The sequence below is a fragment of the Cytobacillus sp. Hm23 genome (assembly GCF_051842895.1).
Lineage (GTDB): Bacteria > Bacillota > Bacilli > Bacillales > SM2101 > Nanhaiella.
Genome location: NZ_JBPXRQ010000002.1, coordinates 155,720 through 181,878, shown reverse-complemented (window position 1 = coordinate 181,878; position 26,159 = coordinate 155,720). Strand labels below are relative to the sequence as shown.

At 35.0% G+C, this 26,159-nt stretch carries 28 protein-coding genes and 1 tRNA gene; 4 read left to right on the top strand and 25 right to left on the bottom strand.

The features are described 5' to 3' along the window. Window positions 1-130 precede the first annotated feature (130 nt). Window positions 131-334: a hypothetical protein gene (locus ACSVDA_RS02335; protein WP_485880519.1), complete on the top strand. Its 204-nt coding sequence runs from the start codon at window positions 131-133 to the stop codon at window positions 332-334. 1 nt (window position 335) lies between these two features. Here ACSVDA_RS02335 and ACSVDA_RS02330 read toward each other — a convergent pair whose 3' ends face one another. The 7 genes from ACSVDA_RS02330 to ACSVDA_RS02300 all read right to left on the bottom strand — a co-directional run bounded on the left by ACSVDA_RS02330 (window position 336) and on the right by ACSVDA_RS02300 (window position 4,841). Further along, window positions 336-698, bottom strand: coding sequence for a hypothetical protein (locus tag ACSVDA_RS02330; RefSeq protein WP_485880518.1), 363 nt, complete (start codon window positions 696-698; stop codon window positions 336-338). A 277-nt stretch (window positions 699-975) separates the two neighbouring features. Continuing rightward, window positions 976-1,989, bottom strand: coding sequence for a hypothetical protein (locus ACSVDA_RS02325; protein ID WP_485880516.1), 1,014 nt, complete (start codon window positions 1,987-1,989; stop codon window positions 976-978). Between the two features lie 453 nt (window positions 1,990-2,442). Further along, the gene (locus ACSVDA_RS02320; protein WP_485880514.1) at window positions 2,443-2,832 is read right to left on the bottom strand and encodes a hypothetical protein; all 390 of its coding nucleotides are present in this window, start codon (window positions 2,830-2,832) and stop codon (window positions 2,443-2,445) included. A 131-nt stretch (window positions 2,833-2,963) separates the two neighbouring features. Then, on the bottom strand, window positions 2,964-3,356 hold the full coding sequence (locus ACSVDA_RS02315; protein WP_485880513.1) for a phBC6A51 family helix-turn-helix protein: 393 nt from the start codon (window positions 3,354-3,356) through the stop codon (window positions 2,964-2,966). A 2-nt stretch (window positions 3,357-3,358) separates the two neighbouring features. Then, window positions 3,359-3,589: a hypothetical protein gene (locus ACSVDA_RS02310; protein WP_485880512.1), complete on the bottom strand. Its 231-nt coding sequence runs from the start codon at window positions 3,587-3,589 to the stop codon at window positions 3,359-3,361. A gap of 292 nt (window positions 3,590-3,881) precedes the next feature. Next, window positions 3,882-4,109: a hypothetical protein gene (locus ACSVDA_RS02305; protein ID WP_485880511.1), complete on the bottom strand. Its 228-nt coding sequence runs from the start codon at window positions 4,107-4,109 to the stop codon at window positions 3,882-3,884. Window positions 4,110-4,679: 570 nt separating this feature from the next. Further along, the gene (locus ACSVDA_RS02300; RefSeq protein WP_485880509.1) at window positions 4,680-4,841 is read right to left on the bottom strand and encodes a hypothetical protein; all 162 of its coding nucleotides are present in this window, start codon (window positions 4,839-4,841) and stop codon (window positions 4,680-4,682) included. Window positions 4,842-4,992: 151 nt separating this feature from the next. Here ACSVDA_RS02300 and ACSVDA_RS02295 point away from each other — a divergent pair, with 151 nt between their 5' ends. Next, window positions 4,993-5,418, top strand: a complete 426-nt coding sequence (locus ACSVDA_RS02295; RefSeq protein WP_485880507.1) for a hypothetical protein — start codon at window positions 4,993-4,995, stop codon at window positions 5,416-5,418. 102 nt (window positions 5,419-5,520) lie between these two features. Here the strand turns inward: ACSVDA_RS02295 and ACSVDA_RS02290 are convergent, their stop codons facing one another. Beyond that, complete coding sequence (locus ACSVDA_RS02290) at window positions 5,521-5,679, bottom strand: hypothetical protein (protein WP_485880505.1); 159 nt, start codon at window positions 5,677-5,679, stop codon at window positions 5,521-5,523. A gap of 288 nt (window positions 5,680-5,967) precedes the next feature. After that, window positions 5,968-6,040 (bottom strand) — tRNA-Val (locus ACSVDA_RS02285). 822 nt (window positions 6,041-6,862) lie between these two features. On the opposite strand from ACSVDA_RS02285, the gene ACSVDA_RS02280 reads away from it, so the two are divergent. Both ACSVDA_RS02280 and ACSVDA_RS02275 read left to right on the top strand, forming a co-directional pair. Continuing rightward, window positions 6,863-7,381 (top strand): QcrA and Rieske domain-containing protein, encoded by a 519-nt coding sequence (locus tag ACSVDA_RS02280; protein WP_485880503.1) that lies wholly within the window; start codon window positions 6,863-6,865, stop codon window positions 7,379-7,381. Window positions 7,382-7,458: 77 nt separating this feature from the next. Continuing rightward, window positions 7,459-7,992, top strand: coding sequence for a hypothetical protein (locus ACSVDA_RS02275; protein ID WP_485880502.1), 534 nt, complete (start codon window positions 7,459-7,461; stop codon window positions 7,990-7,992). Window positions 7,993-8,028: 36 nt separating this feature from the next. On the opposite strand, the gene ACSVDA_RS02270 is transcribed toward ACSVDA_RS02275, so the two are convergent. From ACSVDA_RS02270 to ACSVDA_RS02195, 16 genes are all read right to left on the bottom strand, one after another. Further along, window positions 8,029-8,697, bottom strand: coding sequence for a plastocyanin/azurin family copper-binding protein (locus ACSVDA_RS02270; RefSeq protein ID WP_485880501.1), 669 nt, complete (start codon window positions 8,695-8,697; stop codon window positions 8,029-8,031). Window positions 8,698-8,837: 140 nt separating this feature from the next. Further along, window positions 8,838-9,494, bottom strand: coding sequence for a response regulator (locus tag ACSVDA_RS02265; RefSeq protein ID WP_485880499.1), 657 nt, complete (start codon window positions 9,492-9,494; stop codon window positions 8,838-8,840). A gap of 4 nt (window positions 9,495-9,498) precedes the next feature. After that, a complete protein-coding gene (locus ACSVDA_RS02260; RefSeq protein WP_485880497.1) occupies window positions 9,499-11,130 on the bottom strand; it encodes a sensor histidine kinase in 1,632 nt (543 codons plus the stop codon). A gap of 209 nt (window positions 11,131-11,339) precedes the next feature. Beyond that, entirely contained in the window at window positions 11,340-11,777 is a 438-nt protein-coding gene (locus ACSVDA_RS02255) for a rhodanese-like domain-containing protein (RefSeq protein ID WP_485880495.1), read from the bottom strand. 14 nt (window positions 11,778-11,791) lie between these two features. Then, window positions 11,792-12,319 (bottom strand): thiol-disulfide oxidoreductase ResA, encoded by a 528-nt coding sequence (gene resA, locus ACSVDA_RS02250; RefSeq protein ID WP_485880493.1) that lies wholly within the window; start codon window positions 12,317-12,319, stop codon window positions 11,792-11,794. Between the two features lie 21 nt (window positions 12,320-12,340). Continuing rightward, complete coding sequence (gene ccsB, locus ACSVDA_RS02245) at window positions 12,341-13,531, bottom strand: c-type cytochrome biogenesis protein CcsB (RefSeq protein WP_485880491.1); 1,191 nt, start codon at window positions 13,529-13,531, stop codon at window positions 12,341-12,343. Continuing rightward, the gene (gene resB / locus ACSVDA_RS02240) at window positions 13,515-15,161 is read right to left on the bottom strand and encodes a cytochrome c biogenesis protein ResB (protein ID WP_485880489.1); all 1,647 of its coding nucleotides are present in this window, start codon (window positions 15,159-15,161) and stop codon (window positions 13,515-13,517) included. Before resB ends, ccsB begins: the two co-directional genes overlap by 17 nt. Before the next feature lie 486 nt (window positions 15,162-15,647). After that, complete coding sequence (locus ACSVDA_RS02235) at window positions 15,648-17,060, bottom strand: sensor histidine kinase (RefSeq protein WP_485880487.1); 1,413 nt, start codon at window positions 17,058-17,060, stop codon at window positions 15,648-15,650. Continuing rightward, window positions 17,057-17,776, bottom strand: coding sequence for a response regulator transcription factor (locus ACSVDA_RS02230; protein ID WP_485880485.1), 720 nt, complete (start codon window positions 17,774-17,776; stop codon window positions 17,057-17,059). Before ACSVDA_RS02230 ends, ACSVDA_RS02235 begins: the two co-directional genes overlap by 4 nt. Window positions 17,777-17,916: 140 nt before the next feature. Continuing rightward, entirely contained in the window at window positions 17,917-18,528 is a 612-nt protein-coding gene (locus ACSVDA_RS02225; protein ID WP_485880483.1) for a hypothetical protein, read from the bottom strand. Window positions 18,529-19,096: 568 nt separating this feature from the next. Further along, window positions 19,097-19,387: a hypothetical protein gene (locus ACSVDA_RS02220; protein ID WP_485880481.1), complete on the bottom strand. Its 291-nt coding sequence runs from the start codon at window positions 19,385-19,387 to the stop codon at window positions 19,097-19,099. 217 nt (window positions 19,388-19,604) lie between these two features. After that, the gene (gene lgt, locus ACSVDA_RS02215) at window positions 19,605-20,432 is read right to left on the bottom strand and encodes a prolipoprotein diacylglyceryl transferase (RefSeq protein ID WP_485880479.1); all 828 of its coding nucleotides are present in this window, start codon (window positions 20,430-20,432) and stop codon (window positions 19,605-19,607) included. 414 nt (window positions 20,433-20,846) lie between these two features. After that, window positions 20,847-23,030 carry a heavy metal translocating P-type ATPase gene (locus tag ACSVDA_RS02210; protein ID WP_485880477.1) on the bottom strand — a complete coding sequence of 728 codons (2,184 nt, stop codon included), beginning with the start codon at window positions 23,028-23,030 and terminating at the stop codon, window positions 20,847-20,849. Window positions 23,031-23,269: 239 nt separating this feature from the next. Continuing rightward, the gene (locus ACSVDA_RS02205) at window positions 23,270-24,001 is read right to left on the bottom strand and encodes an urease accessory protein UreH domain-containing protein (protein WP_485880476.1); all 732 of its coding nucleotides are present in this window, start codon (window positions 23,999-24,001) and stop codon (window positions 23,270-23,272) included. Between the two features lie 232 nt (window positions 24,002-24,233). Then, window positions 24,234-25,721, bottom strand: coding sequence for a multicopper oxidase family protein (locus ACSVDA_RS02200; RefSeq protein ID WP_485880474.1), 1,488 nt, complete (start codon window positions 25,719-25,721; stop codon window positions 24,234-24,236). 121 nt (window positions 25,722-25,842) lie between these two features. Next, complete coding sequence (locus ACSVDA_RS02195) at window positions 25,843-26,145, bottom strand: SHOCT domain-containing protein (protein WP_320210283.1); 303 nt, start codon at window positions 26,143-26,145, stop codon at window positions 25,843-25,845. Window positions 26,146-26,159: the final 14 nt, after the last annotated feature.

The window sequence follows — 26,159 nt, the reverse complement described above, 5'->3', positions numbered from 1 at the left end:
GATTTGCCGCGTTTATATTTTGCTAAGCGTTCAACGTCGCCTGCCGGTAGAAATTGTTTTCCTATTAATACATTGCACCTCCTCCTTTCGTTTAGTAATATAATTAATAGATTATGAGGGGGGACTTTCTGTGAAGTTTGAAAAAACAATTGTTGCAGCAATCGTCGTGTATTTCTTATTAGATGTATTTTTACCATTTGATTGGATAGTTTATATCACTTTCGGAGTTGTTGTTGGTTGTTTATTTTGGATAATAAATTTACTCAAAGATATAAACAATAAACTGACGCCAAAGTCTAATAGATTGATAGAAGAAAGAGAAAATAACAAGTAAACTACAACCACGCAGGCTTTTCCATTACCCGAGCTCTTACTTGTTTCGATATTGAAACCGCCTGCTCAACTGCGTCAATTAAGTCGTCATGCTCACCCGTTCCATATCGCTCAAACTGTTCGAGCAATAAGGCGTGATTTCTTGAGAACTGAATTCCACGGCTTTCAATGTCAGGCAACATCGCCTCGATTCGAAGCTCTTTACGCTGACGTTGCTGAATTTTATGAACGCGCGAGTGTGCCGGGTAATTCGTTCTCCTCAATGCTTCTTTCAGTTTATCGACGAAAAACTCCTGCGCCATTTGTGCCTCGGCTGCTATGCCGTGAGGCTGATATTTTAGCGTCATTTCAACGACCTTTTTCATGAATACGTCAGGTTAACACGCTCGCCCCACGAATCAATGACGTAATACGTGTTCGTTATTTTATCCTTCGCAACAACACCTATCGCCGAGTAGTCGCCTTTTTTCTTACCCATCGCAAAGTCAACGCCCATCGTTATTAAAAACTACTTCTAAATTCGATGTGTTATCCGTCCAATTGAAAAGGTGCTCGGCACAAATATCATCGATTTCTCATCGATTGGGTTGTTTTGGTATTCGATGTTAACCGCCTTCGACCCGTTGTCCCACTTCCATTTCATCAGCTTGTACAATGGCTGAACGTCCGCCAAAGCACGTCGGCACCTTCATCCATTTCTTTATGATTTGTATCGTAAAATTTGAGTGCTTCGTCGCTTCGATTTGCGTTGTTGCGATCTTGGTATATTCCGCGACATTGCTCCCGTAACGCCATATTCTTCGGCTGCTCTATCATTGAGCGATATATCCTCGTTCGGAAGTACGACCGTTTATGTAGAATGTTCATTAATAAAGCGTCGTGATGTACGGTCGTTCCCATGTAAACATACGCCGTTAACTCGCCTTTCGGGTCGCCGAGTGGCATAACTACCAACGTGAAACATTCACGCAGCTTCTTCCATAATTCCGGCGTCGATGCGTTGGTATTTGCGTCCTCTAAGTCATCGCAAATAACCGAGTCGGGGCGATTACCGTCCCAGTTACGACCTGCTGGAACTAACGCTACTCGCTCGCGCCTGTGCTGTTCGCCAACAATCGGATGCCATGCAATAAACTCGCTCGAATTGTCTTTTTCATTACCCTGCAATTCTGGATCGAGCAATGGACCGAAGGAGGCGCGTAGTTTTTCGTTGTATTTTAGTTGGTTCGATATCCAATCCATATTGGCGCTCGATACGTCCAGCGTTTCCGAAATAATGATGATATATTTGCGTAATCGGTACACAACTTCATGAATCGGGTAAGCCTTTAAAAGGAACGACGATTTAGCGTGAGATCGGGGCGCTGCAACTCCGACCTTGACTGATACGTTTTGAGAACCCGCATTCGTAACATAAGCAAGTTTTCCATCGGGGGTAAAATAGACAGCATTTATAGAATCTTCGTCAACCCCTATCAGAACTGTTGCGATAATAGAATGGTTTTTTGTGTCGATTATAGCTATAAAACTATCATCACTTACTGCAAACAAAACATAAGCCAATTTACCATCCGGAGTTATTGTTATAGTGTCCGGTGATTCTTCAACGGGTACTGTTGCGATAACTGAATGAGTTTTCGTATCTATGACTGACACTGTGCCTTAGATTGAGTTGGAAACATAATCCAGCACCATTGTACCGACCTCCATACAATCGTTTTTACCAATGTATGCGAGTGCAAGGTCAAAGTGATTTTTGAATCCGCATTGTTCCTCTGTCTGATAAAGGCTATTCGCTGGGGGTGCTTGAGGATAGGTCGTTTTCCCCTTGCGACCACACTCTAATTCGTGTATATCGTTGTATAAGGTATTCATTTCTATTTTACATAATAGTAACTATAGGAACCAATACGTATTCACAACCGTTGGTATGACAGCGTTTGTAAGGCATGTGGATTTATCGAATATGCACGTTTTTATACATCGTTGCATTACTGTGTTTGTAGCGTGTCGAACTCCCTTTACTACGCTAAAATAGTGCATACGATTAACCTTCCGTTTTAAGGCGAAAGTGTTCGGGGTACCGCGCGTCAGGTGCGTCGTGCAGACCTAACTACACGGCTCTGTCATTCCATGCAAATCAATAAACCCATTCAAAGTAGTTCCATTTGCTCCCATAAACATCACATCTACTTTAGTTACATTCTTCAACGAAAAGAATTTGCAACGGTTGTTATTATCTATTGTTATAGGCTGTACTGCGCCATTTGAAGTAAAGTTAAAAACTGCCTTATCATTGGGGTCACTTACATTCAATCCGACGTTACCGTGCAATCCAACTTCCCTTCCATTGTAAAACTCTATTATTGGGTTTTCATTATTTAAATTTTCGAATGCACATTGAACATCATCAACAATCAATTGGCATGGACAATCACACGTTTTATCTTCTTTGATAGTACTTCCGCAACACGTGCTCACTTTTTTATATTGACTCATCATTCTACCTCCATTAGCACAGTTTAATGTAATATTTTATGCATGTTTCTTCACTGTGATTGGACGTACGACCTCAACCGACATCAAGTCCACCCTATTATTCTGCATCCCTTCCTATTAATTAATGCTCTCTATTCGTCAGTGTCTACCGTTTGCTTAAAACGTTCGATCTTCGCCTTCATATCCGACACACTAACGCCTTCCTCTTTTGCTTTGGAATTGACTTCGACTTTCTCCGTTAACATACTATGCGCCTGCAACAACGTCCTAAACATCGCAGCATTACCGTCCTTGATAATATGATCGGGTATCGACTCCATTACTTCCGGTAATCTATCTAGTTTGTTGCGCATAATCTGACGTTTTAATTCTTCATTAAAATGATCGAGCTTACGCCAACGCTGTAATGTACGTTCTGTAACGCCTACCTCTTCGGCTATTTCAGCGTACTTCATTCCGTTCCTTTTTGGCATTGCTAATATCGTAATTCCTGCAATCTGTGCTTCCGTTAAATTCCGTGCCATTCCTAACTTCCTCCTTTCCGTTTAATTAAACGATAATATGACGTTGGTAACCGTACTACTTTACCATCGTTATACTTAACGTCTATATCACCGTTGTTATATACGTTATCAACGTTAAAGATACCAATACAACTTACGTATACTAGATCGTCTATTACCGGTAACTCATGGTATATAACGGAGTAGTTTACGAATATATAACCGAAATCATCTGTTTCTTTTAATTGCGCCATATTCACCGCCCTTTCAATCGATTTAATAAGTTTAAAACCATTGTGCCGCCTTTCGCTTCGCTCAAGTTGTCACTGTCCTTTATTACTTTCCTCGGCGATTATTTAATAACCAACGATAAAGGGCCACAGCGCGAATGTAGTGAAACGGAATGAGGCGCGGGCTCATAAGAGCCCAAATACTTCTGCGCTTGTAACAAGATAAAGAGAAGAAAAATCGCCTAAAACCGACCTCTCCCGTACTGCCCCAACGGTTTGACCCACTTTTAATATGACGGGTTTTCACCGCATGTTTTTATCGAACTTTATGTTGCGCAAACATTTTACGCACCGATTTCGTCCAATCAGTCTCTACTTTTTGACGGAACATCAAGTCAGGGTGAATTAAATAACGTATGGTCTGACCACTTTTAGTCGTCAGTATTGCTCGCTTTCTCCGTAATTTATTAATCGCTTCTGTCACCGTATCAGCATCGTGCCCTATAGCTTCCGCCAACTGTTCACGATTTAGGTGTTCGATCACTTCCGGATTCTCTTCGTTAGGATTGGCGCATAAATAATATTCGGAATAATGAAAGAACGGCAGCGCTTTATACAGTAAGCCCGTCGTACTCAAGTCCAGCCCGTCAACTATTTCGCTGGTTTTCACTTGGTACAACTTCGTAAATCGCTCGCCCTCTCGAACGTCGCCAATCGTATGAAAGTTGGCGCTAATGAAAACACATTCGAGCGCCCTTCCTTTTGAATCGAAATAACACCGAGCGAGTGCAACCGGTCTAATATATCGCGAGTGGCGTCCCTGCCCCGCTTGAATATTCGCTGAATCTCAGTTTGCTTCAACGGTAATTTGCCCTCGCCTTTAAAACGCAAAAACGGAAGCAACTTTACGATTGCCCCCGCCTCAATTAACGATAGATTTATTATATTACTGCGAATCGGGTCGTGGTAACTGGCTACCCAACGCTTACCTACGTCAGTAATTTCGTATTGCTCGGCTTCTTTGCGCTTGCGATATGCTGTAGCTTGAAGGCGATTAGTCACAACATAGTCAGCAGTGACTTCTTCACCTGTTGAACGATCGATTACTAGAATGTTAGTTATCGCTGACACCTCCGTTACGCTGTGCCTCCAACTCCCGAAGTGCCTGCGTTACTTTCCTTGCTTCACGTTGAATCGCCTTTAAACCGGTAATGGCTTCGGAAACATCAACGTTTAATTTTACTGATAACTCGCCAACTTCGCGCTCTTGCGCCATGTTAGGTCGCCTCCTTTGACTAATATAAAAAAGCCAACCGCGTTGATTTGCGGTTGGCCGTTAAACACCAAAATATTTACTCTTACGCCTAATCAAAACTAAATAATTAACCATACAATACCGCAAACAAACTATGAAACGAGGTAGTAAAATGAGTGCGTATGTTTCAAAATCATCATGTTGTGGTAGCACTGTATCCACAGTCAAAGAACAAACTGCTTGCTGTGATTGTCCTATGGAAATCGACCAGCGAGGTGGTGATATTAACATAGCGTGCGGTGAATCCATGACTATTTTAGGAGGAAACTTTAGAGGTCTACTGACAGGAAATATTGTTGTACTTGATTCATCAGAGTGTGGACTCCGTGCTACGATTACGACAAATGGTACAGATTTTGTGTTCGATGTACCTCCGAGAAATGATCCAGGTCAAAATGATAATGTATTCACTTTTTCATATACAAACGTAACTCGAATCACAGTTATGTGTTTAAGTGACGGTGGAGATAATTGTATCGGATCTTATTTCTTTAAGTTCTTCGATAGATGTATAAGTACATCGCTACCGAATCAGTAGCTCAATCGCTCTCAGACGTAACTATCTCCGTTGAGGGCGATCGTTTGTATTTAGTATCCTTCTATAAGGTATAGCCGTGAAACTGACAAAAAGTTGTATACCTTACGATAAATTTCTCATTTTTCTTCGATAATCTCTCGTCTGAGCACGATAGTCACGTCCGTCGGTACTGACACTTTCAGCCCATGTTAATGAAACTTCGTCGTTATGTCGTTCTTCTTCTTGCATATCACTCATAATCAGGTATTCGTCACGGGACATTTTGTCCGGATGCTAGTCGGCACTTCTTCATATAAACATAACGTTGCAAGCCTGTTTAGTAGCTATAAACTACGCCTCCTATTTTATTATTACGAAATAATAGACGAATAGTACCACCGCTACCCCGAATATTTTTGATTAGGAGCAATCGATGTAAAAAGGCTTTGTATAGACCTCTAGCACCGCTACCCTGTGATAAATTCCCCTTAAATCTACTAAGTAAAGCACAAGTCAACGGAAATAAAAAACGCTAGAACCATTGATTTATCAAGGATTCTAGCGTTAGGATGATTCCGACTGGTCTCGAACCAGCGACCTCTACCCTGTCAAGGTAGCGCTCTCCCAGCTGAGCTACGGAATCACGATATATTGTCGTGAATACTCTATATAATAGCTTGATATATTTGAAATGTCAATAACTTTTCATGACTTCAACTTACCGATCTCTCATTTTTTATTGGTTGTTTTCTCATTAATTGTTGCTTTTCAATTAAGTAATATATATACAACTACCCTTGGAGGAATCATTTCTTTTGAAAAACTATGTCCAATATATTAAATCCTTTCTTACTATGGTAATTTAGTGACAAAAACAACAAATTTTCTTAAAAAAGTCTTTTAATTTTAATATGATTGTGTGTGGGAATCCACTATCTCAAAATGACTCCCTATTGTTACGAGAATATATTTCTTGATCTTATAAAAAAATAGTATCTAGATGTAACTTTAAGTCCCATATACCAATAATCAAGAAATAGCTATCCATACGTCAGTGAATACCATGACTGAAGTCAGGTTGAAGCTCTATTTTTGACAACAAAAGTCATGTAATTATTTGGTTGTGATGATGTGAACCATGAACGATTTGATCTTACATAGATGATGTGAAGGTCTTTGCTTCGTGTCAAAGCACAAATTAAAAAAGCATTTCAGTGTAAGAACAACATTTTCACTTATTGCAGATAATACCTTATGGAACAGTGCTTTTTTAACTTATTTTCACGTAAATTCAATACATCAAATGAATCTCATACAAAGAAACTGTTCTTCTTGCTATGCCTTTAGAAAAATAAAACTAGATGAAGAAATAGAGTGAGTAAAGACCTCAAGTTTCTCCCTTTTCAAAATACATAAAATCTTCATAAATTTACGCTATTATAAACTTTAATAAGGGGGTTAAAATATGATGGAGAAATGGAGTAGAAGAAGGTTTTTAAAAAACGGTACTAAAGGTACTCTTGGTATGTTAACGCTTGCTGTTGTTCCAATAAGTCTGACTGCATGTAATAACGAGGAGACAATAGATACTAGTTCTTTAGCAAAATTAGGATTGTTAGAGGACATAAAAAAAGGCCCTTTTCCTAAAAAAATCAATTATTCTACAACTATTCAAGATGCATGGGTCGAGCAAAAAAGAGAAGGATTTGTGTATGTAAATGTTGATCCTGAGGATGCTAATAACTTATTAATTATGTCTCCTGTGTGTACCCACTTGGGTTGTATTGCTGGTGAGGTTAGCGATGATGAAAAAAATGAAAGTAATAAGGAACTAACATTTTATTGTCCTTGTCACGGAGGAGAATACGATGAATTCGGTATAAATATTGGTGGTCCACCTCCGCGTCCTCTTGACATCTTTCAACCCATTATACAAAACAATGAAGTATATATACCAGTACTAAGCAGCACAAAACGTACTTAAATTTTCATAAGAATGTTTTCACATTGATTTTTCTTTTACTACACAAATATAATCATGTATACATCTAGCGTTTGTGGTTGATCAAGGAAAAATTCAACTTAGTACCTGCAACAAATTCTATGAAAAGATCCTTTAAAAACCAACAACTAATTATCATAGGTGAAGTTATGGAAATTCTAAAGAAATTAATTATAATTATTGTTGTATCGTTAATCCTTCATTCGGTTTGGGAATTCCTACAGTGTGGGATTTTTTATAATATGTCTTCAATGTCAATTGTTGAGCCACTCATGTGGCAAGCAATATTTGGGGATGTTAATATGACAATTATTTTATTTCTTTTACTAACATTTATTCACGGAAATGATAAGTGGATATTTAATAAATTTAACAAAGTCACTTATATAATCATTTTCTTATATGCGTTAGCTTTAAGTTTTTATTTTGAGAGTTCAGCACTATATACTAAAAGATGGTCTTATTCAGAATATATGCCGTTAGTATTAAATACAAACATTGGACTTTTACCAGTTATTCAATTAATTGTTCTATTCCCTCTAACCTTCACCATTAGCAGGTTTATACTTAAAAAATTGAAAAGTGGGAGTTGACTACAATCAATCCTCACTTTTCAATGAGACCGATTTCTATTTTTCAACAATAATAGTCCCAACCATTCCTGCTTGTTCATGCCCAGGAACACTACAATAGATTTTAAATTCTCCCTCTTTTAAAGGTATAAATTTGATTCTACTGCTTTGCTCAACATCTACATTCATATGAATTGCTTCTTTTTCACCATCAGCTGACACTACCTTAACACCGAATATTTTATCGATGAAAGACACTTCATCAGGGTGTGCATCCATTTCATCCATATAAGTTATTTCAATGTCCATATCATAAGCATTTAAATCATGGAAAACCTTACCTTCATTTATTAAAATAAATTCATATTCTGTACCTTTTGTTAAAGTAATCTTTTCAGGATTAAACCCCATCTCAAATGCTGAAATTTCTATTACTTTGTCGTTACTAACAGCTTCATCAGATGACGCAGTTTCAGTTTTATCAGCACTTTCTGCATCATTGGTGTTTTCTGTAATCTCAGTGTCTTCTATATCCTCAGTGTTTTCCGCATTCTCAATTACACTAGATTCTTGTTGACTACTAGTTTCACTGACTTTTTCATTAGAAATTTCAACGTCCTTTTCAACAGAAACCTCTTTATCTTGTACTGTTGAACACCCTGCTAGAAACACTACAATTATGAAACTCGAAATAATGTAATGAATAAGATTTTTATTTTGCTTCATTTTCTACCCTCTTTCAGCGAAATTATATTTTTTTCACATTATTATTATAATTTGAATTGAATTAATAGTCTGTTAACCATATGGATAACAAACTAAAAAAAAGGAGTATTATTACTACTCCTTTTTTTAGGTCATTTAGCCTATATATCCTTTAGTATTCCTGCTTGAGCTGCTTTAGCAACGGCTTGAGCTCGATTAGTGACATGTAATTTAGCGAGTACATTTTGCAAATGTTTTTTCACTGTATGGGGGCTTATATAAAGGAAATTACCAATATCTTTATTTGTATACCCTTTCGAAACAAGTTCTAAAATTTCCTTTTCTCGGTCGCTTAAATTATTTATTTCTGATGAAGCTTCAACTTTAGTTGAAATAATCGAAAACTCTTGTAATATTTTATCAGCCAACCCTTTGGTAAAAGGAGGATATCCTTCGTATGCCGATTTGATATAAGAAAATAATTCTTCCATGTTGAGGTTTTTTAACAAATAACCATTTGCACCATTTTTTATAGCATTAAATAAATCATGCTCTTCATCGGATATTGTTAGCATAATAATTCTTACGTTACTATTGAATGTTCGAATTTGTTTCGAGGCTTCTATGCCGTTTTTTTCTGGCATTTGGATGTCCATCAGTATTACATCAGGATTCAATTTTCGTGTCAATGAAATGACTTCCAACCCATCGCCTGCTTCACCTACTACCTCAAACTCAGGTTGTATGTGCAGTAATTGGACAAGTCCTTTTCTTAATACTTCATAATCATCACACACTAATATTTTAATTTTTTTCATTGAATCACCTATCTATTGGTATAATTAATTCCACAGAAGTACCTTGGTTTAATTTTGAATCAACTTTTATATTTCCTTGAATTAATGTTGCACGTTCATGAATCGTTTTTAAACCGTACTTTTTATCCCTCTCCCCAAGATTTTCAAAACCTATCCCATTATCATTGATTTGAATGTGTATTTCTTCATTAATTTTAAGTAAGCTCACTTTTACACTTGTTGCTTGAGCATGTTTATTAATATTATTGAACACTTCTTGTAAAATACGTAGGATATGCATTTTCACAAGTGGGGTTACATATTTTACATCTTTTGAAATCCCAATTTGTTCAAACTGAACATCTACCCCTAATTGTTCCATGTATTTTCTTCTATACAAATCTATTAGTTTAAATAAGGACAATTCGGTATCTTTTGATAAGCGAAGTTCAAATAAGTACTGTCTAATTTCATTATAGGTGGAATTAACTAGTTCATCCAATTGATATAAACTTGAGGAAAATTGATCTTTATTTAAATGATCTTCTGACGTTTTAGCTTTAATATATTCAAGTAATATTTTCATACTACTAATTGCTTGGGCTAATCCATCATGCATCTCTCTGGATAATCGTTCTCTCTCTTCAACAATTGCAATTTCCTTTATTTTTTCATATTGAAAGACATTTTCCAAGGAAATAGACAAAGTATGTAGAACATTAGTTAACACTTCATTTTTAGGAGTATCAGAATTCTGTAATATGAGGTATCCAATGATTTCTGATTTATCTTTTGTTTGCAGCTTTAAAAACATTAAAGAAGAATCACTATTTTTTGTAACTTCTACTTTTTCTCGGTACAAAGATAGGATAGAATTTTTATCAACTTTTCCTGTGGATACTACAGTTGGGTTTGATAGATCATTGTAATTGACAATAAGTAAACTACTACTATTACAACCCAATAAATTATTAACAATTGTTAGTGCATTTTGAAGAACAACATGTTTATTCGATGTTAAACGTCCTAAAGATATAATTATCTTCGATAGCTTAAATAACTTCTCAGATTGGTATTGTTTTTTAGCTGTTTCTGTATATAAAGCTATTATTGTTGCCTCTAATTCTTTTTGAGAAGATAAGTCTCTTACTGTTAAAGCAATTTTATTCCTTAATGAATGATCGCTATATATTTTAGATGCTGAAATACTTATGGGGATTTGATCGCCATTCTTTTTTATTAGCTTTCCATCATACAATTTATTGAAGTTATCAATTATACCTTCTTCAATCCAAATCAAGTCGTTTAGATGTAAAGGTTCGATTGTTTCCCTTCCACTCATAGTTATTGCACCTTGATTCATATGTTCCAACCGCATTTGTTCATTGAACAGGAAAATACCATCTATACTACTATCATAAAGAGCTTTTGCTTCTTTTTCTTTTTCATATTTCTTTTTCTCAAGTTTGGATAGGTTATTAAAAAAATATATGGATATTAAAACAATTCCCATTATAAAGATAGATGAAGAAATGACTATATCTGCATAATAGGATAATCGATGTATGATAAATTTATGACGGATTAGTTCATAAATTACGATTAGGGAGCTTGTAATAGCTATAAAAGAAATTTTAAACCTTGAGTAGCTCTTCAATTTTCCTTCCCCTTTTTAGGCTGTTTTCACATATTGTTGTTTTTGTACTAATAAAAAAGCATTTAATTTGTGTATTCTTTTCTTCTTACTTAGACTAACTACTAAAAATATAAAACCTATTATGAAAGCAAAAAGCCTTTTATTATTACTATAACTGATCAATAATGCTAAAACAATTGGTAAACTGAGCTATTAAAATTTCCCAATAATTATTGTTGTCCACTTTCCAAAGGACCAGACCATTGGTTCATACCACCATTTAAATTCCCTACCTGTTTATAACCTTTATCTATCAAAAACTGACTGCTGTCTGCTCCCATGCGTCCAGAGTGACAAATAAAAATAATCTCTTTGTTTGCATCTAGTTCTGTGTAACGATTCCTAATGTCGTTAAAAGGTATATTGATGGATCCTGGTATATGATTGTTTTGATAAAGCTCTACTTCACGCAGGTCAACTAGAATAACATCGTCCTTTTCCATAGCATTAACTACCTGCTCTTGGGATAATGAATTCCAGGAAAGTTCGCTTGTATTATTTACCTCAATGTTTTCATTTTTAGAATTAAATAAAAAATCCCCAACAGTTCCTAAAATAACTAAAACAAACAGCATTATCAGTATCAATCTGATTCTCTTTTGGTTCATTCTATCACTCCTTTTTAAGGTTGGATTCTTTTCATGTAATTATCAACATCCTGTTGAGTCATTTCTCCAACTATTTTATCTATTACAATTCCATCTTTGTCTATTAAAAAAGTTACTGGAATAGGTCCAACATTGTAGGCGTTAAGCACCTGTTCATCTTTATCTAATAAAATTGGAAATGTTAAATTGTATTGATCAACAAAAGATTGAACTGTTAATTTCGGCTCTCCTACATCTACTGCTAGCACTTCTACACTGTTGCCTTTATAATATTGATAAGAATTTTCAATAAAAGGCATTTCTTTTTTGCATGGTGGGCAATATGTAGCCCAGAAGTTTAGAAATACTCCTTTACCTGTTAACTCGCTAAGCTGTACATAGTCTCCTTCCAATGTGACCAATTTAAAATCTGGTGCTCTCTTACCTATAATAGCAATCTCTCCTTTTTCACTAGAAAAATTGGAGTACAACACATACCCGATAGCTAACACAAACCCTAACAAAATTAACCCTCGTAAAATAGTCCTTATACGCTTGTTCATCGCAGTTACCTCCTCACAGATTTATGCATATGAATGTAAACCTGCAATGACTAGATTTACTACAACTAGATTCAGCATGATGATAATAAAACCGATAACTGCTAACCAAGCCGATTTCTTCCCTTGCCACCCTTTTGATAATCTTAAGTGTAAGTATGCTGCATAGAATAACCATGTAATTAAGGCCCATACTTCTTTTGGGTCCCACCCCCAGAACCTAGTCCATGCTTCTTGTGCCCAAATCATCGCGAATATTAAGGCACCTAGCGTAAAAATTGGAAATCCTATTAATACAGAACGGTATCCTATTTCATCCAGAATGTCATCACGGACATTCTTTAGCTTTGGTTGAATGAAGGCACCTATTCTTTTCCTTAATACTAATCTTGTTATAATATATAGACTTAATCCACTTAATAATGCCCACAATAAGGAATTCAACTTTCTTGGTGCATTTACCCCATTCATCCAAGAAGGAGCCTTAGCTAAAGCACCATATGAATTGTTAGATTCTTCAAGGGTTCCGTTTGGAGGGCCTACGATCGCTGGCATCGTATATGTAATCGTTGTTTCTATATCTGTTTCGCTGACCCAACTATAGTTAGTTTCATAGTTCATTGTATTAAATATTAAAGTAACACCAGCGAAACCAACTGTACTTAGTAAAGCATACATGACTAGCTCTAAGAATACTGTTTCTTTTGTCGTCTTCTGTTGATTAACTGTTTTTATTAGAAAAATCACACCTGCCACGAAACTAATCGCTAAAACACCTTCACCTAACGCAGCAGTTGTCACATGTATTTTTAACCAGTAGCTTTGCAAGGCTGGTACAAGCGGCTGCATGTTATCAGGAAAAACACTGGCATAAGCGATGATGATCATAGCAATAGGTAAAGCAAAAACGCCTAATATACTTGTTTTATATACTAGGTATATAATAATGAATGCTAAAACTATCGTTATCCCAAAAAACGTCATATACTCAAACATGTTGCTAACTGGGGCATACCCAGAAGCAATCCACCTCAAGACAAAATATGAAACCTGTAATAAGAAACCAAAAATAGTCAATATAAATGCCATTTTTTCTATTTTTGATAATTTTGTATCCTTATTTTTACGAGTTTTAAAAGATGCAGAAAATAAAATAGTTGCGATAAAGAATATAAAAAACGAGATTCCTAATAATTGACTACTTAGCTGAAACATTCTCTTCCTCCCCGTTCTTCCCTCTTGTCCTTTTTTCTAATTGATCTATTGGAACTGAAATGCCTGTATTTTGAAATGCATTTCGTAGCTCTTTCTGAAAGCTAAACCACCCTTTATTCGTATGACCAGCAACCCATACTTCATCATCGAATCGTTGAATCCATATTCTTCGATGCTGCCAATAACTACCTTGAACAAGTCCAACCATAAAAATAAATCCACCTAAGCCAATAATACCTAATGTTAAATCTTTACGGATTGTAAGTGCGGTAACATTCCTAGTCTTAACCCCCGCAAGTTCAATTTTATAGTTATTTTCACCTAACGGTTCAAGGTTTTGACCAATGGATAGGAAACTTACCTCGTCTTCGGATGAATTAGGACCAATAACATTAAAAGCAAAAGCAGGATTATTCGGGACCTTTGATTTTGTGATTGGGCCATTTTCACCAAGCTCATAATCAGGTAAATAACTCATAAGCTCTACAGCTATTGTTTCATTAATCTGATACTTAGTTATTGGGTTTACTAAGTCTACAGTAAATTTTCCAAAGGATTCACCAGATGCTTTTTCAGTTACGGCAAAGTCAAAGCTTTCAAACTCATTTTGCTTATAGCTTACTTGATATAGTGCATAGTTATCTATTTCAAGAGGATAATTAACTCGAATTTGTTCACGCCTAATTTCCTCTAAATCGGGTTCCACACCTGGTATACTAGAACCAGTATTCTTGAACAAAATAGCATTCGTTTGATAGTTTTTTGGAACTACTCCTCCTGCATTGTTTATCGCTTCTTTATATTTCGGATCATTCTCATCATAAAATTCAAGAATAAATTTCTCATTTTTAATATAATACTCTCCATTTGTTCCAGGCACTTCTTTTGTTTCGCCATCACGTAGCCAAACTACTTCGTCTAAATAAAAGCCAGGGACAAAACGAAGCATCCCCCCAAATAATACGATAAATAATCCTAAATGATTAACATACGGACCCCAACGAGAAAACCTACCTTTTTCTGCAAGAAAATTATCCCCATCTTTTCTAACTGTATAACGTGATGATTGTAAACGTTCTAGAACATGCGTATAATCAACATCCTTTTCTTCTATATAAGTAATGCCCAATAACCTTTGCTTTTCTAAAAACTTCACATGCTTTGTCACTCTTTGATTTTTTAATTGTTTATATAATGGGATTACTCTATCTATACTTGCTACAGTAAGAGAAATACTTAACAAACCAATTAACAGTAGGTACCACCATGAATTATATAGATTATTAAAGCCCAACTGGTAATATACGTCTCCTAAAACCCCATACTCTTGTTTGTAAAAATCTGAAGGTGGTAAATTAGGTGGTATGTATATTTCTTGAGGGAAAATGGTTCCTATTATTGATGCGAGAAGCAAAAGTATGATTAACCAAACCCCAACTTTCACGGAAGAAAAGAACTGCCAGGCTTTATCTATTCGTGTTTTATTATAGACTTGTGACCTTCTTGCCGTTCCTTCGTATCGCATATTAATCAAATCTGTTGCGCTCTCTTTTAATGGATTCCCACATCGACTACAAAGCTCTGTTCCTACCTGATTTTGCTCCCCACACTCACATAACTTTCCTACCATAAACAACCTCCTGTTTATTACCTTGCTCGTTATTGTAATGTACCAATAAAATTTAAAGATTTTATGAATATAAGAAAAAAAAACGCTGTATATAACAGCGCTTTTAGATTACTTTTTTTTCGTTTATTTATAGTCATTCTTAATGCTTCTTTCTCATTCGTTACTTCCATTAAAAAAATTGACAATTGTCATTGGTTATTTTCCTCCCCTGTGACTATGAGCATGTGAAAGGTCCTAAACAAAAATAAGAGTCTCTACAATTTCGAATTCCCCATACAATCCACATTATAAGGAAATACTTTTACTTTGATTTTATTACTATAAATACGGAAAAAATCATGAGAGGACATAACACAATTAAACAAATTTCAAATAATGTCTTAAAATAATCAAGAATACTTGTCGGCTTAATTAAAGTTGTTACTACAATGGAAAAACAAATAATTCCTAATAAAATTAATACTCCAGGTATAATTAAGTTCTTCTTCATGAAGCGCTATCCCTTTCAATCTCTATCGGCAACGAAATACTAATAGTTGTGCCCTTGTTTATTTCGCTTGTTACCTTAACCTCTCCGTTCAACAATTCAATAATATTTTTTACGATCGCTAACCCAAGACCTGTTCCACCCATAGTACGTGAACGCGATTTATCCACTCTATAAAATCTATCAAATATAAATGGAATATCCGCTTCTGGGATACCAATACCTGTATCCTTAACATCAACCAAACATTTATCAGGTTCAGTTTTAACAATTACTTCAATCTCACCTTGATTTGTGTAGCGGATGGCGTTGTCTAGAAGATTAATAAACAGCTGTTCTAGCTTGCCTCCATCTGAATATATAAGAGGCGTATGCTCGTTGAAAAATGTTTTAACTAATAAATCTTTTTTCTTTGCGTGAATGCTTGTTTTATAAACTGCAGACTCAACTATTTCCTCTATATCAACCCATTCAGTGTATACGTCTACTTTTCCTAATTCCATTTTTGAAAGGTCAAATAAATCCTCAACAAGTCTTGTTAACCTAGTTGTCTCTACTTCTATAATTGATAAATATTCATTTCTTTCGTGTTCATCCATGTATAGATTATTTTTTAATGCTTGGGAATACCCATGTAAATAAGATAGCGGTGTACGAAGCTCATGAGCTATATTTGCAAAGAATTCTCTTCTGTTTGTTCTAAATGAATCCAGTTCAGTTGCAAGGTCATTAATGGCTGATGATAATTTACCAATTTCATCAGATGAATGTACATTGACTCGTGTCTTTAGCTTCCCTTTGGCTATTTCTCTCGTAGCTTTTTCCATTAATAGAAGCGGATTAGATAATTTTCGAGTGACAAAATAAGTAATTCCTATACCTATTAATATTGCTCCGAGAAGTGCGATAAACAATAATGAACGGACTTGAGAAATGGATTTATGTATATCATCAACAGAAGATAGCACAAAAACACCTCCCAAAAATAGATCATTTGAAAAAACAGGACTCCCAGATGCTAAAAAATGAGTATTATCATTCCGATATTCTATATCTGTATCATAACCATCACGAAGTGTTGATAATTCATCGGTTGATAGATCCCCCCCCCCAATGAGTGCTACAGTCTCTAAAGAACTAAAGATAACTTGTCCATTTTCATCAACAACAATGATCTCAGTATTTGTTAGAAATGATAACTGTTGAAGTAATTCAATGATTGTCTCATCCTGAATGTTATTAAGAGAAGACGCATAACGTATAGAAAGCTCGTGAATATTGTCATGTACTTGTTTATAATAAAAGTCAGTAAATAAACGATCGATTACGTAGACGAGGGGAATTGCTATAATAATAAATAATATAATAATTACAGAGCCAAGCTTCCAAGTAATGCTGTTAAAATTCTTCATGCACTCTCGTCAGGGTTATTCAACCGGTACCCTACTCCCCAAACCGTTTTAATCGGATTAAAACTAATCTGTAGTTTCTTCATCTTTACCCTTATATTTTTAATGTGTGTATCAACCGTTCTTAGTTCAGTTGGTTCATTATACCCCCACACAGTATCTAACAGAATATCTCGTGTATACACTTTGTTTGGATGTAATGCCAATAGATGAATAAGCTCAAATTCTTTCGGAGTTAAATCAATTAAAACATTATTAATCCGAACTTCTCTACTAGTTGAGTCAATTGTCAGGATACCGTTCCCAAAGATTAGGAAGCCTTCGGAATTATTTTCATGTCGGGATACACTAGAGCGACGTATCAATGCATTAACTCTTGCTTGAAGTTCTTCTGGAGCGAAAGGTTTACTTAAATAATCATCTGCTCCTATTTCTAAGCCTTTTACTCGGTCAGCTACTTCATCTCTTGCAGTTAACATTAAAACTGGAATTGATATATTTAGATTTTGTCTAATTTCTTTACAAACTTCCCATCCATCTAATTGTGGCATCATAATATCCAAAATGAGCAAGTCAAGCATTTGGTGTTTTCTTTTTACCACCGATAAACCCTCATAACCATTATCTGCTTCGTACACTTCATAATCCTTACTCAAGTGAATCTTAATAAGGTTTCTCATATTAATTTCATCATCAACAACTAGAATTTGTTTTTTCATTTGATCACCCTATTCAGCATTTTTCCCTAAAATATAAATTAGTATCTCCCGTTTTTCAAAAGGTTTAAGATCAATAGGCAGATAAGTATAATCCTATATTGAAAAGAGACCAGCATGACTAAGCTGCTCTCCTTCCGTTTTCAATCTACATTTCCACTATTATCAATTATGTGATTATGTTCTATATCTAAATCAACTTGTAACGACTCAGTGTTAACTATTAGTCCCATATTATTGTATATATAGAAAAATCCAATAAGGATAATAGCTGAAGCTATTGGATGTTCAAGCATTTTATTGAAGGGCTGAGTGAAAGGTTTTTGCGTTTCATCATTCAACAAATTTAAAGCTAGAATGAGAGAAACAGTCACTAATGTAAAAAAAATTTTAATGGTTGATTCCTGATATTGAACCATTACCATCTCACCTAACATTGCTCCCATCATTCCTCCCATTAAACCTGACAACATTCCATTTAATACTGGTATGATTCCATTCAGTAGCCCAACCATACTTCCGCATATAAACCCAACACCCATTCCTAAGACAGTAGATAAAAAGAGATTTCCATTTAAAAAAACCCCAAAGATCACTCCACTTAACAAACCATTCATCATACCGACTGTCATTGTAATCGTCATACTAGTCATACTTGTTATGTTTTTTCTTTGTATTACCAAGCATAAGGAAATATAAAAGGTTAATAAGAGTGGTGTTATAATTGTCATTAATAACGCTTTTGACATAATCAAATTTATCACATCCTAGTTTAATAGCATGTACATCAATATATGCATTTACTATTGCAACTAGTACAGATATCCCTACAAACATCACATAATTCTACTCAAATCACCTAGATGTGGAATCCAAAATTACAGTATTTATATAAAAGTTATCTATTTGAAGATAAAATCTTGAATTGACCTTTGGCAGCGACCTTAGGATAACAAAATTTCTAACACATACTTTGTGCTAATTATCTACTCAAAAAAATATTCTTATCTAGCTTTAATTCGGTCAAATCACCTGAAAGAGTAGTAAATCAATATCAACTTGCAATCATTTAATTTAACATCATATATAAGGTTAATAGCTTCCACATTAATTACATCCAACACTTTGTATGTGATTGACATGAGTTTTCACAATTAATGTTTCTTGTTTATTAAATGGATAATTAATTCCTTCATGCTTTTCTACAATGCTGTCCTCATATGAGATTTCATGAGCTTCTTTGTTTACTATGATCTCCTTTGTAGTTCGATTTATTTAACTACATCATTAGAACTCTTCATCCTGTTGACTCCTTCTTCAGCTTTACTTATTCTTTGCATTGCTTTCGATAGAGTCTTCAAATTTTTCTTTAAGCAATTCATGTTGTTCTCTTAAACTAGTAAGTTCACCTTCTAATTGCTTAACTTTATAGCTGTCTAATCTAGAAGACTGTTCTTCTTCACTCGGTAAATCACTTTTTACAGTAGAGTTATGACCAAATTGATGTTTTCCATGACTATGACCATGTTGATGTTTTCCATGATTATGACCTTTCATCATAAAGACCATTGATAATGGACATAAAAGAAGCAGTAAAAGTAAAATCCATTCCATCATTTATACCTCCCATAGATCAATTTTAATAAAGTAGTCATATGTCAAATGACTGTAAATTTTGAACGGTGTTATTTTTTTTACTTAAAACTAAATGTGCATACTAACTGGTGTTAGTGGCTCCTTTTCTATTTTTTCTAATTGTTTTTTCTGCAGATAAAATGCATATATGTTCTCAACTGTGTGAAAGGTGTTTTTTCAACTATTAAGCTGATGTTCACCCCTGTACCCCAACATAAATAATGACCGATAAAAGCATTAATACAATTACTGTAAATATTGTTTTATAATAATCTTTTGCTGTTATTACATTATCATTATTTATAGTGCTTCTTGATTTCAAATATTTCATTAAGAGTATTCCGATGATTATACCTACAATACTCATTAAATGACTAACGGATATCGTACCTAATATCATTGGGTTAATTCTTGAGAATTCCACAATTGCTCGTATGATCATATAACCAATTAAATAATGAATAAAGATTTGTCCATGATAAGATGATTTTTTCAAGCGTAACCATAGGTACCCAAATAATAAGTAATCTAATAAAAATTCGTATGCTTGAGATGGATGAAGGTACTCTCCATTTACTTCTATTCCCCATGGTAATGCCTGTGAAATTGGACCACCAAATACATCACAACCAATTCTACTAATCCCTTGAGCTAATATTAATGCTGGAGCGACAATATCTAATGTTTCCCAAATCGGCATTTTGTGACGCTTCAAAAATATATACCCAACAGCAAGACCACCTAAAATACCACCATGTATTGAGAGTCCGCCGTTATGAATGAATATTATTTCTAATGGATTATTAATAAAATAAATAGGATCGTACATGAACACATATATAATACGAGCTCCTATTACTCCACCAATGAAAGAGTAGATTGCTCCATCCATCAATAATTTATGATTAAGTCCCCTACTCTTTGCTTCTTTAATTAATATTGCTAAACCTGCCATTACACCAATAGCTATCATTAAACCAAAAAAATATAATGAAAGCGGACCTATACTAAATAAAGGTTTCATCAAAACTTCCTCTCTTCATTAAATTATTTCTAATCATCCTAACCCGTCTTACTTGCTTAAATAAAGGTCCGTTTCCAAATCTTTGATGTTATTTTTGCTAACCAGTTTTATCTGGTTTTATAGCAGAAAGGTACCACCACTCACTAAAGTTGTACCGTATTTATTTCTTAGCACGTAAAACAACTATCAATGCGAAAACAGCCTAAAATATGTCCCTCCTTCGAATACAGCGCTATTATAATAAAAAATTATAGATTTTTTATGAAGATTGGAATTTACTATAAAGTTTTTCGAAAGAAAAGTGTTGGGTAATTTTTCACCTACAAAAAACAAAAACACCACCTCAAAACTATTTAGTCTTTAGTGGTGTTTTATAACTTATTAATATTTTTAATATCAAGAATTCTTCAAATCTTAACCTTTGAACAATCGTGCGTTTATTGCAACAATTACAGTACTGAGTGACATTAATACAGCTCCAACTGCTGGACTTAAGACGATTCCTATTGGTGATAGAATTCCAGCTGCCAGTGGAATCGCGACAATGTTATACCCTGTTGCCCACCATAGATTCTGAATCATTTTTCTATACGTTGATTTTGAAAGCTCAAGGATGGACACAACATCTTCAGGATTACTTTTTACTAAAATAACATCTGCAGTCTCCATTGCAACATCAGTACCTGCTCCTACAGCTATTCCGAGATCAGCGTTTGCCAAAGCAGGTGCATCATTGACCCCATCCCCTGTCATTGCTATCTTTAAACCGGTTGCTTTTAGTTCTTTTATCTTGTCTGCTTTTTCATGTGGTAATACCTCTGCAACTACATCATCTAGATTCAATTGCTTTCCAACCCATTGAGCTACTTTGTAATTATCTCCAGTTAACATCAGCGATTGGACATTGATATTCTTCAAACGTGCGATTGCACGTTCAGCACTTTCTCTAACTTTATCAGCAAGTGCAATCATTCCTGCTACTTCACTATTAATTAATACAAAGATTACAGTTTTTCCTTGCTCAGATAATCTCTCAAACGTGTCTTGTTGAAACCTTATATTATTTGCTTTAACAAAACCAGGGCTGACTAGTAAAATCTCTTTACCTTTTACAATTCCCTTTAGCCCTTTACCTGTCATCGATTCAAACTCATCTGGCTGATAAAAAGTTAATTTTTGAGCTTTTGCTTCTCCAACTATCCCTTTAGCAATCGGGTGTTCAGACAATACTTCTAGAGAAGCTGCAAGTTGTAAAATATCCTTCTTTTCATAGCCATTTTCAGTCATGATATCAGTTACACCAAATTCACCCTCGGTTAAAGTACCCGTTTTATCAAAGACAATGGATTGAATATTTCTTGCTTCTTCAAAGTTAGCACGGTTTCTGATTAATAATCCTTGCTTTGCGGCTAATGCTGTAGACCTAGCTACAACTAATGGAGCTGCTAAACCTAACGCATGCGGACAAGCAATTACCATTACAGTTACCATACGTTCTAACGCATAAACAAAAGGGTACCCCAGCAATAACCATGTTACCAATGTGACGAACCCAGCAATTAGTGCTAGATAAAATAACCATTTAGCAGCACGATTAGCTAAATCCTGTGTTTTGGATCTTGACTCTTGGGCTTCTTTGACCATCTTTACTACTTGGGAAAGATAGCTATCTTCTCCCGTTTTTTCTACTTGTATGGTTAAAGATCCTTCTCCATTTATGGATCCTGCAATCACCCCATCGTCTATTGTTTTTTCAACTGGTACTGATTCACCTGTCAGCATAGATTCGTTGATGGAAGAGTTCCCCTTAATAATAGTTCCGTCAACAGGGACCTTTTCACCAGGTTTTACTAGAACTTTATTTCCTTGGGTTAAATGACTAATGTTAACATCTGTTATTTCTCCATTTTCATCTATCAGATGAGCCTCTGAAGGAATCATTTTCGCTAATTCTTCCAGAGCATTAGAAGCTCCCATTACTGATCGCATTTCTATCCAGTGCCCTAATAACATAATGTCAATGAGGGTGGCTAATTCCCAGAAGAAATTATTTCCTGATAAACCAAAGACAGTCAATGCACTATATATATACGCCACTACAATCGCAAGTGCTATTAAGGTCATCATTCCAGGACTCTTTTGTTTCAGCTCATCGTAAGAACCTGTTAAAAAAGGCTTTCCCCCATAGAAAAAGATGAATGTTGCTAAAATAAACAGAGCATAATTTACTCCATAAAAACTTAATTCATACCCTAAAATCGATTGGATCATAGGAGAAAAAATTAATATTGGTATTGTTACTATTAAAGAAATATAGAATCTCCTCTTAAAGTCAGCAATCATATGCCCATGATTATGCCCTCCATGGCCTTGGTGATTATGACTATTATGTTCTTGATGATTATGACCATCGTGCTCGTTATGATTATGACTATTATGTTCTGGGTGCTTATGACCATCGTGTTCGTTATGATTATGACTATTATGTTCCAGGTGATTATGTCCTACATGTCCATGTTGTTTATGGTCATCATGTTCTTGATGTATATGTCTTTCAGGATTACCCACATTTTGATGAGTCTTTTTACCTTTCATCATCAATAACCCGCCCTTTCCATAATTGGAATTTCTCTTAAAGTAAAATTTGAATATCCTTTAGCGCTTACTCTTAATTAATAACCTTATTTTGTTTCCTTACTTTTATACTATACCCCCCTATGGTAATTGTCAACTTAAATATTGTAATTATCTTTTATTTTGACCATATGACATAACTTCCTCTAAAACATGTCCCAAATAAAATAGTCATAGCAGTCTGTTGCTGCTATGACTATAGATTAAGCCCAATAAGTTATTGTATCAAAGATACCTATTATAATAATGATAATACCAGCAATCATTTGAATTCGTTTCCCTAGTTTTCTACCTTTTTTCATTAATGAACCACCTAAGCCAAAATACCATATTATAAACATCGCTATTAGAACAGGGATAGACGTACCTAAAGCAAAAATAGTTGGTAAAACAACTCCATAAGAAGTAGATAGAACGATAGGCATTAATGTAACAAAAAATAAGATGAACATCGTTGGGCAGAATGCTAAGGAGAAGCTTAATCCCATTAGAAATGAGCCAAATTTACTTTTTTTAAAATAACTGTCTGGTATTTTAATTAGCTGCAGATTCCAAGTCATTTTGAAAAACCCCATTAAATAAATACCCATTAATATTAAAATTGGCCCAATTACTTTCCTAAACCAAGGAAAATATAAGGTTAGACTTTGCTGAAACTCACGTCCTAGCAACCATACTAATAATCCTAGTAAAGAAAATGCAGTTATTTTCCCGATAATGAAATAGATCACTTCTTTCCATGCAAGTTTTTCTTGCATAGAACGATTCCCGTAAAGAGTAATTGCCCCAATATTCCCTGTAAATTGACAAGGTGCCATTGCACCAACAATGCCTAAAATAAATGCAGATGCCAGCGGAATACCTTCAACGCTATATGCAATATTCATAAAAGGCTGACTAAAAAAGTTACTTATCTGACTAAATAAAGCATACACAACAAAACCACCTTTAATTTTCAAGTTAAAACTTTAATGCTCACTAAATACAATAATTATGACTGTTTTCGTATAGAATGTTGTTTTTCGTACGATATAACAAACACGTATACAACTAGGCTTTAGGTAACTATTCTTCTATAAAACGATGACTGTTGAGTAAAGTTTATGAAAAGAGCCATAATTATAAAGAAAGTATAGAAAAATAAGAAACTCGTTATATGACATAAACTTATTCGGGTTTATTGAGGTACTCTCCTTCTAATTCAAATGGTGAATAATATCCATTGTATTTAACAACTGTTACCATCCCATTTCCAGCATGGACAAGGTCATGGCAATGAAAGACCCATTCTCCTGGGTTATCAGCAGTAAATAAGATCTCATATTGTTCATGTGGTTTAACATTAATTAAGTCTTTTACTAATGGATTTTTTAACGTCTCTCCATTTCTCGTTATCACTTGAAAGTAGTGGCCGTGTAAATGCATCGGATGGTCTAACATACTATTATTTGTAATCGTTAATTTTACTACGTCACCTTTCTGAACTTTAATAGGATCAGTATTAGGAAATGTTTTCCCATTAATCTTGTAAGTCATACCACCTGCCATCATACCCATCCCAACGTTCAAATCCATTTCGTATATCAGGTCTGGCTCGGCTTCTGAGCTAATAATCGACTCCATTTCACCAATGTTTGTAAAATCAATAAGTGATAACTCCTTTTTTCCTTCTACAACAGGATCTATATCTTCCACTTGCTTTTCAACGTGATTTAAGATGATAGGAATTCTTATATCGTTGGCACCTTCCACATTATTCACGCTAGTAATATACCAATTATTACTCTGATTAGCGTTAAACTCAATGTCTAGCCGCTCACCAGGAGCTATCTCAATTACATCAGAAGTTAGCGGTGCCCCAATTACTTCTTTACCGTCATTTGCAACTAAATTGTAAGAGTTCCCTTGTAAATAAAAATAGTGTTTTTGATATCCAGCATTCACTAGACGCAGTCTTACTCTTTCCCCAAAATCAGCAACAATAGGGTCGATATTTGGGGCACTTTTACCATTCACAGTAAAGGTTCCATAGGTCATCTGTGAGTCCATCTCTCCAGGTGTGCCACCGGACATATGGCCCATCATTCCACCACTTTCACCTATAGACCATTCATCTACCATTAGTACAACATCTTGGTCATAAGATTTCTCCATAGGTTCAACGATTAGCGCGCCATATAAACCTCTATCTACTTGATTACCACTATCTTGGTGAGAATGATACCAATACGTCCCTGCTTCTATTGCCTCAAACTCATAGGTATATTCCTCACCAGGCTGCACTGCATTTTGTGTCACACCAGCTACACCGTCCATCATGTTAGGGAGAACCATGCCGTGCCAATGAATCGTTACTGGATCATCAAGGTTGTTCTTTAAATTAACACGTATGAAATCTCCCTCGGTTACACGTATCTCCTCTCCAGGAATTTCGTTATTATAAGTCCAAGCTTCAAATCGTGTACCTTTTATTTCCCAAACAGTTGATTGAGCAATAATATCAAATGTAACAACCTCCTCTTCATTTGGAGTTTCCTTTGGTATATCTAATATATTTATAGATGTTGAATTGTCATTTGAAGTTGTTTGTTGACACCCAACTAATATGAAAGAAATTCCCCCAATTATAAGTGTCAATAACCGAAACTTCCCCAAACCTTTCACCCCTTTGGTTAAGTTCATTATCTACTAATCTTCCATTGATTTTCCACAATACTCAGTTGTCAACTTAAACTTGTTAAGCTCAACTACTTAAAAAAGATAGAAGCAGTTTCTGTTATTTACTTCTTATTTTTGCTTTTAAATGGTCATATTCTTTTTCAGAAATTTCACCCTTTGCAAACCTTTCATTTAAAATATTTATCGGATGTTGGTATGAATGGTTATTGCCATTCAGATATTTTTTCAAAAGATAAAACCCCAAGAAAAGTAAGCCTCCCCAAAAAATAAACATCCCTAGCATCATCATACTTCCTCCTTGAAAACCAGAGCAGCTATCGAGCCATCCCATCATGATCAGTTCACTCCATTCGTTTGCTCTTATATTAGCAAGAATTTTTGCAGATTTATTGAACTTCATTCATAACTTTCATT